The following is an 11,271-nucleotide window of genomic DNA, read 5'->3' as shown; positions in this document are numbered from 1 at the left end:
GGCAAATGAAACCTAAGTCTGTGGCGTTAGACAGGCTCGACTGGCGAATCCTGGAGGCGCTGCAGCGCAACGCGCGCATCACCAATACGGAACTCGGTAAGCAGATCGGGCTTTCTCAGCCTGCTGTGACGGCCCGCATCAAGCGGCTCGAGGAATGTGGCGTCATCGAAGGCTACGCGGCGCGTGTGAATCCGAGCCTCGTGGGTCGGCACATCGCTGCACTCGTTCGAATCCGCACCACGCACGCCCAGATCAAACATTGCCTGAGCGCTTTCGACGCCATGCCGGAGATTGTCGAGGCTCATCGCATCACCGGTGAAGATTGCTTTATCGTGCGCGTGGTGGTGGAGGAGATGGCGCAGCTCGAAGCTGCCATCGACGCACTGGCGAAGTTTGGGCCCGTCACGACGTCCGTCGTATTGGCCACCTATCCGGTCAAACCGATTCTTGGAGCGCCTTCGGTTTAAGGCGCGTAAGCTCACTGGTTCGATCGGTGCGCCGCAAGGTTTGCGAGTGTTCGTAGGCATAGGCCGGCGCCAGCGTCGATTGATTCTCTTTTAGACATCTAAACGGAGGCAAACGATGACCCGAGTTCGCGTTGCGTGCTTCACTCTCTCGCTCGACGGGTATGGAGCAGGCCCCAATCAGGACATCAATAATCCGCTCGGCGTTGCCGGGACGGAACTGCACCAGTGGTTGATCCCCACACGCACGTTCCAGCAAGCCCTCTTCGGCAAAGAAGGCGGGACGACCGGCGTTGACGATGAATTCGCCGCGCGCGGCTTTCATAATGTCGGCGCCTGGATTCTTGGAAGGAACATGTTCGGCCCCATTCGTGGCGAATGGCCGGACATGAACTGGAAAGGTTGGTGGGGCGATACGCCCCCGTATCACTGTTCCGTGTTCGTTTTAACGCATCACGCTCGCCCCTCCATCGAGATGAAAGGCGGCACGACGTTCCATTTCGTCACTGGCGGCATTCGCGAAGCGCTCGACCGTGCGCGCGAGGCCGCTGCTGGAAAGGACGTTCGCATCGGTGGCGGGCCGGACACGATCCGGCAGTATCTTCGTGAAGGGCTTATCGATGAACTCCACATTGCGATCACGCCGGTTTTGCTCGGCCGGGGAGAATCGCTGTTCGAAGGAATCGATCTGCGGGCGCTGGGATACGAATGCGTCGAATCAGTCGCGTCGGAGAAAGCGACACATGTGGTCCTGAGGCGCAAGGGCGCTGCGGGTGCCTAGAGCCGCAGGTTTGCTCGAAATTGGAGAGGGCGACATGACCATTCCCGAGACCATGAAAGCCATGCGCAAGATGGCGGGCTTGACGCAGGCGGAATTCGCCCAGCACCGAGGCGTTAGCCGTCGGGTCATTCAGGACGTTGAGCGTGGGACCGGCAATCCGACCGTCGAATCGCTCAACAGTATTGCGAAGCTGTTCGGGTTGCAGGTTGGATTCGTTCGGATTCGGCGGAAAAAAGACAGCTAGATGGATAAGCATACAACCGCAACTCGTGCCAATGACGTGAAGGGCAGAAGTTCACCCGGCTTCTTCGGCAGCGTGCCGCTCTACTTCATCGTCGCTTTTTCGTTTTTCGTTGGGATAGCTGGACTTTTCGACGACATCACGCTTTACCGAGCACGCACGTGGCCCGTCGTCGAAGCGCGTCTTGATCACTGCGACATCGCACTGCACGCTTCGAAGTCCCGCTTCTATTGGCGCGTTTCTGCAGACTGGAGTTTCGGTGCCAATCACGAACATCGCTATAGCGACGAATGGACGCCTCGCGGCGCCCCCGAATACGCTCGCCATGATCCGAAATCCGACAGCGCCGGTGAACGGGCCGCAGTTTTCGCACGATACTGTAACGAGACTACAATCGGGAAGTTGCGTGTATCCCCCGGCGGCACGGTACGCCCAGACGACAAGGTCACTGGAGCGACGCTAGTGACCGACGTGTGCATTGAGGTTTTTTTTCTGCTACTAGGTTCCGCATTCACGGCAGGCCTTGTCTATGACCGATCCAGGAAATCCAGACGAAAAAGACGCCGATAGCGCCCGCCGGCCGAAGTATCGAGCCATCCTCTCGCTACACAGCAACCATTCGGAACGAACAAGCAAAACCTTATGCAGCGCCCCGAACGAACGCAGTTATCCCGACTAACCGACTTCATTTGGCGCATCGTTCTTCGCGTCGGATTCCGGCTGGCTCGCATCTGGTGGCATGTTCGACGGCCTAGCCACGAGGGCGCGCTAGTCGCTATCTACGTGGGACAGGCCCTGTTGCTGGTGAAGTCTTCGTATCGATCCGAGTGGGGCCTGCCCGGCGGAAGTATTCACCCCGGCGAAGCGCCTGACACCGCGGCCCGGCGTGAAATGCAAGAGGAGCTCGGTTTCTCGTCGAACGCCTTGCGCTCAGTGGGCAGTGTCTCCGGCGTTTGGGATGGACGAAGGGACCGTGTGCATTTCTTTGAACTTCGCCTCGACAGCGCGCCCGACCTGCGGCTCGATAATCGTGAAATTATCGCAACGCGGCTGGCATCGCCCGAAGAACTTTCCGGCATCGCGCTAACAGCGGCGGTCGCCGCTTATCTCGGCGCAGACTCGCGCGCTTAGCCCATCGCTTGTCTCACCTTTACTGTCGGACATCCTCATCGCTTGTCTCGCCTTTGAACTCGCGTTTCATTCGCGAACGGCCACCCAGCGTTCGGGAAAACCGCCCGTCGAGAAGGCCGCTACATTATCTTTTGCCGATCAGTCGACGAGGCACTACACTCACCGAAACGCTTGAGGCTCGAGTGGACTCGCAATATGGCTAGCAATGTGCCTTCGAGCCGCTTACCGCATCAACGAGAAAAACTAACGTAGAAGCGCAGCTTGGTACGCCAATGAAATCGCGAGGGCATGGGTTATGGGCGCAAATGAAGCGGCTGAAAACGGTTTAAACGAGATTATTCAGCATGTATTCGTGCTGATGCTGGAAAATCGGTCCTTCGATCATCTATTCGCGTTGTCGGGCATCCCCGGCATCACTGCCGCCACCACTGAAAACACGAATACCTACAACGGCAGCGCCTACTCATTCGGCGGCGGCGCCCCCAGCCAATTGCCGTCCGATCCCGGGCACGAATTCACTGATGTCGTCGAGCAGCTATGCGGCCAGGGTGTACAGCTGCAAAAAGGCCAACCCTATCCGAAGATCGACAATTCCGGCTTCGTCGCAAACTACGCGACCACCCGTACCGAAGGCGCCCCACCGCAAATCGGCGACGCGGGCGATGTCATGCGCGGCGTCGACGCCCGAACGCAGTGCCCCGCGCTCTATCAACTCGCAACCGAGTTCGTGCTGTGCGACGCATGGCATTCGTCTCTGCCCGGACCGACTTGGCCCAACCGGTATTTTCTCCACAGTGCATCCTCAGCCGGGCTCGATCATTCGCCCACTTCAGCCGAGATGTGCGAATGGGAAGGACTCAATGGCCTGGTCTTTCCGAAGGGATCGATTTTCGACTCGCTTCGCAAAGGCAACTGCGACTATCGGTTGTACCAGGACCATTTGGGCGATCCACGCGGCCGGATACCACAAGTCGCCTCGATCAAAGGCATCAGTTTCTTCGACGTCCACGATCTGGAGCATTTCGAGGCCGACCTCGCAGCAGACTATCCTGCTCGTTATACGTTCATCGAACCCAGCTACGGCGACGTTGCGAACAACACCTACGAGAACGGTAGCTCTCAGCACCCGATGGACGGTCTCGCGGGCGGCGATAAACTTGTTGCCCGCGTCTACAGCGCAATCCGTAACTCGCCGCTTTGGGACAAAAGCCTGTTCGTCATCCTCTACGATGAACACGGCGGCTTTTACGATTCTGCCAAGCCTGGCCCTGCCACGCCCCCGAACGATGGCGCATCGGCAACGCTGAACACCAACGGATTTCGATTCGACGTCTTGGGCGTGCGCGTGCCCGCGATCGTCGTCTCGCCGTGGGTCGCTCGCGGGCAAGTCGATCACACGCAGTACGACCACAGCTCGGTGCCCGCGACACTTCAGCGGCTGTTCGGTCTTCAACCGCTCACGGATCGCGACAAGCATGCCAATGACCTGCTGCATTTAATCGCGCAGACGCATACCTGTCGCACCGATTGCCCACAGGGGGTAGCAACATGACTACGACGAGGACGACGATTCCGCCGCATGCGCGCGAGCACGAACCGGTACCCGAGGCGAGCTCGCTCGTGGGGTTCCTGCACGTATTGCGCAAAGCGCATAAGGAGTTGGCCGGCGAGGCCGTGGCACACGAACGCTTCAAACGGATCGCTACGCGAGGCGACGCAAGACGGTACATCGATGAATTGATGCCGCAACTGATCGAAGAGCGCAAAAAGCGGCACCGGCACCGGCACGGCGGTGCTCGTGGCCATACCGGTTGATCATCGAGGCGCATTCCATCTCTGGAAGCGGGAAAGCAGCTCCCGCCTCCTCTCCTTGACTTCCCCCGCCAACGAAGTACTATACGCATCGCGTATACATTCACCTTCCGAGGCGCCGATGACCGTTCCCCAGCAAGCCTTCCTGCGCGATGCCATGCGCCGCATGAACATGACCCGCGACACGTTCGCGAATCGCATCGGGGTCAGTCGGCGGGCCTTGGATACGTGGCTTTTGCCTGAAGATTCGCAAGAGTCCCGGTCGATGCCCGAAATCGTCGGCCGCTTCGTCTCCGAAATCACCCTCAATCAGGCACGAGAGGAAGGGTATACGCAGAGCGTAGATTCGGCTTCGCTCGCAAGCAAGATCCTGTTCGAAGGCAAGGCTCAGCTCCTGTCGGTCGATCAGTTCTCGCGCGATTCGGTGGAGGCGCTGTTCCGCGTAGCCGACGTCATGCAACCCATTGCCCGCCGCCAGAAAATCTCGCGTGTGCTGGAAGGCGCGGTGCTCGGCAATCTCTTCTTCGAAGCCAGTACGCGCACACGTGTGTCGTTCGGCGCGGCGTTCTGCCGGCTTGGCGGGTCTGTCTGCGATACGACGGGTTTTACCTTTTCGTCGATGGCAAAAGGCGAATCGATCTACGACACGAGCCGCGTGATGAGCGGATATGTCGACGCCCTCGTCGTCCGCCACCCGGAACAAGGTTCCGTTGCCGAATTCGCCCGCGCCACGAATCTCCCGGTCATCAACGGCGGCGACGGTCCGGGCGAGCACCCCAGCCAAGCGCTGCTCGATCTCTATACGATTCAGCGCGAATTCTCGCGGCTCGGAAAAATCGTCGACGGCGCCCATATCGCCCTCGTGGGCGATCTCAAGTACGGGCGCACCGTGCATTCGCTCGTCAAGCTCCTCGCGCTCTACCGCGACATCAAGTTCACGCTGCTGTCGCCCCCAACACTCGAAATGCCGGCCTATATCGTCGATCAGATATCGCGCAACGGTCACGTGGTCGAACAATCGAACGATTTGACGTCCGGCCTGCGCGGTGCCGATGTCGTTTACGCCACCCGCATTCAAAAGGAACGCTTCGCCGACGAATCTTTCGAAGGCTATACCCCCGAATTTCAAATCAATCAGGCGCTCGTCGATTCCACATGCGGACGCGACACGCTGATCATGCACCCGCTGCCGCGCGATAGCCGGCCCGGCGCCAACGATCTGAGCACCGATCTCAATCACGATCCGCGGCTGGCAATTTTTCGGCAAACCGACAACGGCATTCCCGTGCGTATGGCGATTTTCGCTGTCCTGCTCGGCGTCGATCACCTCGTCCAACACTCGATGCGCGATACGACGTGGCGTCCGCCCGCCTACCTCGGGCCCGATGACGCCGTGTTTCATGGCATCGATTGAGTGACTTCAAGGTAGATCACGGCGACAAACCCGCGCAAAACGACAAACAGCGCCAAACGCGCATCCCGCCGCTGGATCCCAAGCGGCAGATTTTCACCGACCTGCTATAACACGTTGACGCGCGCCTCATCGCGCGTCGCGCTCCCTCGCGCGTGACGCGTCTTTAGTCGCCTTGAGACGTCGTGAGTTTGAGTTCATCGAGCGATCGCCGCGTGCCGCGCCGCGTGTGTCGCACGCACGCATGCGCAGGCATCGCGCTTGCTCGCTCAATTCGTTTTGCATCGCCCTAAACAGGCGGCGTCGTAGCGTCGCCCTTCACAGAGCTTCGTTCATCGCCCATGTCCAAGCCCGACCTCCCCAACGATGCCTCGCACGCGCCGAATCTCGCGCGTCGCCGGTTCTTGCAATCCGCCGCCGCGGCCGCCACCGTCGGCGCAGCGCCGCATTTGTCCGCCGAGGAGCAGCCGATGGCAACGCCGCAGTCCACCCCCGCCTCCCTAGCGCCCCGTCCCGCGGCGAACGCGCGCCCCGTGCATCTGACGATCAACGGTCGCCCCTACGTACTGCAACTCGAACCGCGCGTGACTTTGCTGGATGCCCTGCGCGAATACGCCGGTCTCACCGGCACAAAAAAAGGCTGTGATCGCGGGCAATGCGGCGCGTGTACGGTGCTGGTCGATGGCCGTCGCATCAATTCGTGCCTGACGCTTGCGGTCATGCACGAAGGCGAAACGGTGACGACCGTCGAAGGGCTGGCGCAGCAAGATACGCTGAGTCCCATTCAGCGCGCGTTCATCGAACACGATGCCTTCCAATGCGGCTACTGCACGCCGGGCCAACTATGCTCAGCCACCGCCTTGCTTCACGAGTTCAGCGACGGTGCCGCAAGCGCGGTCACCGAGGACGTTCGTATGCGCCCGCCCGCGCTGACCGAACCGGAGATCCGCGAGCGGATGAGCGGCAATCTCTGCCGTTGCGGCGCCTATCCCGACATCGTCGCGGCGGTACGCGTCGTCTACGAGCGCGGTTAAAAGCAAAGGAGGCGAAGCCATGGAAGCGATCGCATACGAACGCGCGAACGATATTGCCTCCGCAATACGGGCGGCCGGCGAACCCGGTGCCGCCTTTATCGGCGGCGGCACGAATCTGCTCGATTTAATGAAGGGCGGCATTGCACGGCCGGTGAAACTCATCGACATTACGCACTTGCGCGACGAAGGTATCGGCACGATCAGCGCACTGCCGTCGGGCGGCGTACGCATCGGCGCGCTGATGCGCAATAGCGACGCAGCCAATCACGCGCTGATCCGATCGCAGTATCCCTTGCTGACACAAGCGATGCTGGCAGGCGCTTCGGCTCAGTTGCGCAATATGGCCACGATAGGCGGCAATCTCATGCAGCGCACGCGCTGCCCCTACTTCTATGACACCGCATTTGCCGCTTGCAACAAGCGCACGCCGGGCAGCGGGTGCGCTGCAGTAGACGGCTACCATCGCACCCACGCGATCTTCGGCGCGAGCGAGTCGTGCATCGCTGTCAATCCGTCGGACATGAGCGTCGCGCTCGCGGCGCTCGATGCCACGGTCCAAGTCACCGGGCCCGACGGTGCACGCGGTATTCCGATCGGCGCGTTTCATCGCCTGCCCGGCGATCGCCCCGACATCGATACGACGCTGAAGCCCGGCGAACTCATCACGTCCGTCGATCTTCCGCCCTCGCCTCTGTCGAATCACAGCAGCTACTTAAAGGTCCGCGACCGTGCGAGCTACGCGTTTGCGCTCGTCTCGGTTGCCGCCGGCCTGCACATGCAAGGCGACAAGATCGCGGTCATCCATATCGCGCTTGGAGGCGTCGCACCTAAGCCGTGGCGCGCGACCATCGCAGAAGGCTTGCTGACCGGCCAACCGCTCAGCGATGACGCGCTGCGCCAAGCGGCAGCCGCGCAAATGCGCGACGCGCGGCCGCTGCGGGACAACCGTTACAAGGTGCTGCTCGCCGAGCGGGCAATGGTGCGCGCCGTCAATGTCGCTGCCGGGCGCGAGCGTGCCGGCGTCACAGGAGCCACCGCATGAACACGATCGGCCAACCACTCGACCGCACCGACGGTGTCCTGAAAGTCACTGGCGGTGCGCGCTACGCAGCGGAATTCCCTGCCGCGCAACTGGCCCACGCTGTCCTGGTGGCGAGCACGATTGCGTGCGGGCGTGTCACATCGATCGATACGACACGTGCCGAAGCAATGCCGGGTGTGCTGTATGTCATGACAGGGCGCAACGCGCCGCGTTTGCCGAACGAGGGAGAGCCGGAAGTGTCGCCGCCTGCGCAGCGCCGGCTCTCTCTGCTGCAAAACGATGAAGTGCGATACGACAACGAACCGATCGCCGTCGTCGTTGCCGATACGCTCGAGCGCGCGGTGGATGCCGCCTCGCAGCTACAAGTCACGTATGCGTCCGCCCCTCCCACACTCAACTTCGCCGCAGCCAAGGCGCGCGGCCATGCGCCTGCGTCGATGATCGGCGGCAAACCCGACACCGAGCGCGGCAACATCGAACACGGGCTGCGCGCAGGCAGCGTGCGCATCAATGCCGTTTATACGACGCCGATGGAGCACCACAATCCGATGGAGCCTCACGCGATCATGGCGTCCTGGGACGGGCCACGCTTGACCCTTTACGACACGACGCAAGGCGTGAGCAGTGCAAGGAAAGCCGTGGCGACGTTTCTCGGCATACCGCCCGACGACGTCCACATCATTTCTCCGTTCGTCGGCGGCGGGTTCGGTTGCAAAGGCTCGGTCTGGTCGCATGTCGTTCTTTGCGCGATGGCGGCCCGGCAAGTGGGACGGCCGGTTCGTCTGTCATTGACACGCCCGCAGATGTTCGGCCCCGTCGGCGGGCGCCCTCATACGGAACAACACTTTGCGCTTGCCGCGCGCGAGGACGGCGCGATCACGGGCCTGCGTCACGACACGTACTCGAACACCTCGACGTTCGAAGACTGGACCGAAACGTCGGGCGTCGTCACGCGCATGTTGTACGACGTGCCGAATCTCGCGACATCGCACCGGCTCGTGCCGTTGAACGTCGGCACGCCCACCTTCATGCGGGCACCCGGAGAAACGACCGGCTCGTTCGCGCTCGAATCGGCATTGGACGAACTCGCCGCCGCGTTGAAGATGGATCCCGTTGCCTTGCGGCTGAAGAACTACGCGGAAATCGATCCGCAGGAACGCAAGCCTTGGTCGAGCAAGCAGTTGCGCGAATGTTACCGGGTGGGCGCTGAACGATTCGGTTGGTCGAAACGCTCGCATGCTCCACGATCGATGCACAACGGCTCGACGCTCATCGGGATGGGCATGGCGACAGCCACCTACCCGGCGCACCGCAGCGAAGCGTCTGCGTTCGCGCGCATCTTGCCCGATGGGAGTGCCGTCGTTGCATCGGGCACGCAGGATCTCGGCACCGGCACTTATACGGTGATGACGCAGGTGGCCGCGGATGCGCTCGGCTTTCCGCTCGAACGCGTGAGCTTCGCGCTCGGCGATTCCACGTTGCCGCAGGCCCCGGTTTCGGGCGGCTCGCAATCGGTCGCGAGCGTTTCGCCGGCGGTGAAAGAAGCGGCGGCCGCCGCGCGAGCGCGCTTGATCGAGATCGCTTGCGCGGATGCGGGCTCACCCGTGCATGGGATGAGTACGGCCGACGTCACCGTCGTCGACGGGTGGGTCGTGGCACGCAACGACGCTTCTCGACGCGATCCCGCGGCGGCCGTCATCGCGCGGGCCGGGGGGCAGCCGATCGAGGGGCACGCCACCGCCAGGCGCGGCGAGGAAGCGCAACGCTATGCTTTTCATTCGTTCGGCGCTGTGTTCGCCGAAGTGCATGTCGATGCAGCACTTGGGACGATCCGTGTGCCGCGCGTTGTTGCCGTCTACGATGTGGGGCGGTTGCTCAATGAGAAGACGGGCAAGAGTCAGCTCATGGGCGGGATCGTATGGGGCATCGGCGCGGCGCTGGAAGAAGCCAGCGAGCTCGATCCGCGCTATGGGCGCTTCGTCAATGCGAATCTCGCTGAGTATCATGTGCCGGTCAACGCCGATATCGGCACGATCGACGTGAGTGTATTGAACGTGCCCGATCCGCACTTCAATGCGCTCGGTGCGCGCGGGATTGGGGAGATCGGTATTACCGGCGTACCGGCGGCGATCGCTAATGCGGTTTATCACGCGACGGGGGTGCGGGTGCGCGATCTGCCGATTACGTTGGATAAGCTGCTGGGGGCGGGCAGCGTTTGATGAGGGACACGAAGCAAGGCAGCAAGGCAGGCGCGCTTGCATCTTGCGCCAACCGCACCCGGACGCGCGCTGATGCTCGCGAATACAGCCGTTCGCTGCGCATGGCGACCACGGCCTCCGCAGCGCCTGACTGCACGTCATATGCGGCCAGGCCCACGCGGTCTTTCAGATGGCGCTTGCCTCGCGGCAATGACGCACCGCACAATTCCAACATCGATTACGCCCACCTCTGCAAACCGCCGCCATGACCTACGCTTCGTCCACTACCGGGCTGCTGCTTGCCGCCGGCCGCGGCACGCGCTTCGATCCCACTGGCCTGCAGAACAAGCTGCTCACGCCGCTGCCTGATGGGACGCCCGTGGCCTGCGCCGCCGCACACGCCCTGCTATCGGTCTTGCCACATGTCACGGCAGTCGTGCGGCCCGGCGCCGAAGCGCTCGCCCACGCGCTCAACGATGCGGGCTGCGACGTCGTCTTCTCGACCGATGCCGAGCGCGGCATGGGCGCGAGTTTGGCCGCGGCCATCCGCGCCACAGCGCAAGCCGAAGGCTGGGTCGTTGCATTGGCCGACATGCCGTGGATCGCCCCCGCGACCATCGAGGCCGTTGCGCGCGGTGTCGACGGTGGTGCCTCGGTCGTCGCACCGATCTATCGCGGAAGGCGCGGCCACCCTGTCGGCTTCGGCGCCATGCATCTCGACGCCTTATCGTCGCTCGATGGCGACGTCGGTGCACGTAGCATCCTCGAAACCGCTGAGGTCACGGCGTTCGAAGTCGACGACGCAGGCGTGCTGGCCGATATCGACACCTATACCGATCTGCACCGTCAACGCTAGCGATCCTCTCTCGACGGAGGGGGTATCCGCATGCCGGCATGCCTCGATCAAGGCTGATCCACCTTCATCCGATGCTTGCCAAACGCGCCGCCCTTTAGATGGCAGCAAGCGCCTCTGGCAACCGCCCGACGCCGTACCGTCTTCAGCGAACGACGCGCAGGCCGCGGGCACGGCCAATGCTCTTCTTTTCCCCTCGTCTGTCCGTCGAACGCATCGGCGCAGCGCACGCCGAAATGCCGCGCGCTGTCCCCATGGATAGCGTATAAAAGAGGCAAGCCTCGACGCCGTCTCGGATTTGCCC

12 protein-coding genes are annotated in these 11,271 nt (G+C 62.1%); all 12 read left to right on the top strand.

Going from position 1 to position 11,271, the window contains the following annotated elements:
- Positions 1-5: 5 nt before the first annotated feature.
- Positions 6-467, top strand: coding sequence for an Lrp/AsnC family transcriptional regulator (locus ACTHL0_RS15020; protein ID WP_440567606.1), 462 nt, complete (start codon positions 6-8; stop codon positions 465-467).
- Between the two features lie 115 nt (positions 468-582).
- Positions 583-1,245: a dihydrofolate reductase family protein gene (locus ACTHL0_RS15015; protein ID WP_440567604.1), complete on the top strand. Its 663-nt coding sequence runs from the start codon at positions 583-585 to the stop codon at positions 1,243-1,245.
- Between the two features lie 34 nt (positions 1,246-1,279).
- Positions 1,280-1,489, top strand: a complete 210-nt coding sequence (locus ACTHL0_RS15010; protein WP_440567602.1) for a helix-turn-helix domain-containing protein — start codon at positions 1,280-1,282, stop codon at positions 1,487-1,489.
- On the top strand, positions 1,490-2,056 hold the full coding sequence (locus ACTHL0_RS15005) for a hypothetical protein (protein ID WP_440567601.1): 567 nt from the start codon (positions 1,490-1,492) through the stop codon (positions 2,054-2,056).
- A gap of 72 nt (positions 2,057-2,128) precedes the next feature.
- On the top strand, positions 2,129-2,617 hold the full coding sequence (locus tag ACTHL0_RS15000) for an NUDIX domain-containing protein (RefSeq protein ID WP_440567600.1): 489 nt from the start codon (positions 2,129-2,131) through the stop codon (positions 2,615-2,617).
- 295 nt (positions 2,618-2,912) lie between these two features.
- Entirely contained in the window at positions 2,913-4,169 is a 1,257-nt protein-coding gene (locus ACTHL0_RS14995; protein WP_440567599.1) for an alkaline phosphatase family protein, read from the top strand.
- Entirely contained in the window at positions 4,166-4,432 is a 267-nt protein-coding gene (locus ACTHL0_RS14990) for a hypothetical protein (RefSeq protein WP_440567598.1), read from the top strand. Before ACTHL0_RS14995 ends, ACTHL0_RS14990 begins: the two co-directional genes overlap by 4 nt.
- A gap of 118 nt (positions 4,433-4,550) precedes the next feature.
- Complete coding sequence (locus ACTHL0_RS14985) at positions 4,551-5,843, top strand: aspartate carbamoyltransferase (protein WP_440567597.1); 1,293 nt, start codon at positions 4,551-4,553, stop codon at positions 5,841-5,843.
- A gap of 338 nt (positions 5,844-6,181) precedes the next feature.
- A complete protein-coding gene (locus ACTHL0_RS14980; protein WP_440567596.1) occupies positions 6,182-6,874 on the top strand; it encodes a 2Fe-2S iron-sulfur cluster-binding protein in 693 nt (230 codons plus the stop codon).
- A 19-nt stretch (positions 6,875-6,893) separates the two neighbouring features.
- The gene (locus ACTHL0_RS14975; RefSeq protein WP_440567595.1) at positions 6,894-7,916 is read left to right on the top strand and encodes an FAD binding domain-containing protein; all 1,023 of its coding nucleotides are present in this window, start codon (positions 6,894-6,896) and stop codon (positions 7,914-7,916) included.
- Positions 7,913-10,135, top strand: coding sequence for a xanthine dehydrogenase family protein molybdopterin-binding subunit (locus ACTHL0_RS14970; protein WP_440567594.1), 2,223 nt, complete (start codon positions 7,913-7,915; stop codon positions 10,133-10,135). The genes ACTHL0_RS14975 and ACTHL0_RS14970 overlap by 4 nt, the downstream gene beginning before the upstream one ends.
- Positions 10,136-10,379: 244 nt before the next feature.
- On the top strand, positions 10,380-10,970 hold the full coding sequence (locus tag ACTHL0_RS14965; protein WP_440567593.1) for a nucleotidyltransferase family protein: 591 nt from the start codon (positions 10,380-10,382) through the stop codon (positions 10,968-10,970).
- Positions 10,971-11,271 lie beyond the last annotated feature (301 nt).

It is taken from the genome of Trinickia sp. (assembly GCF_051961175.1).
Classification (GTDB): domain Bacteria; phylum Pseudomonadota; class Gammaproteobacteria; order Burkholderiales; family Burkholderiaceae; genus Trinickia.
This window is presented reverse-complemented; position numbering and strand designations above follow the sequence as displayed.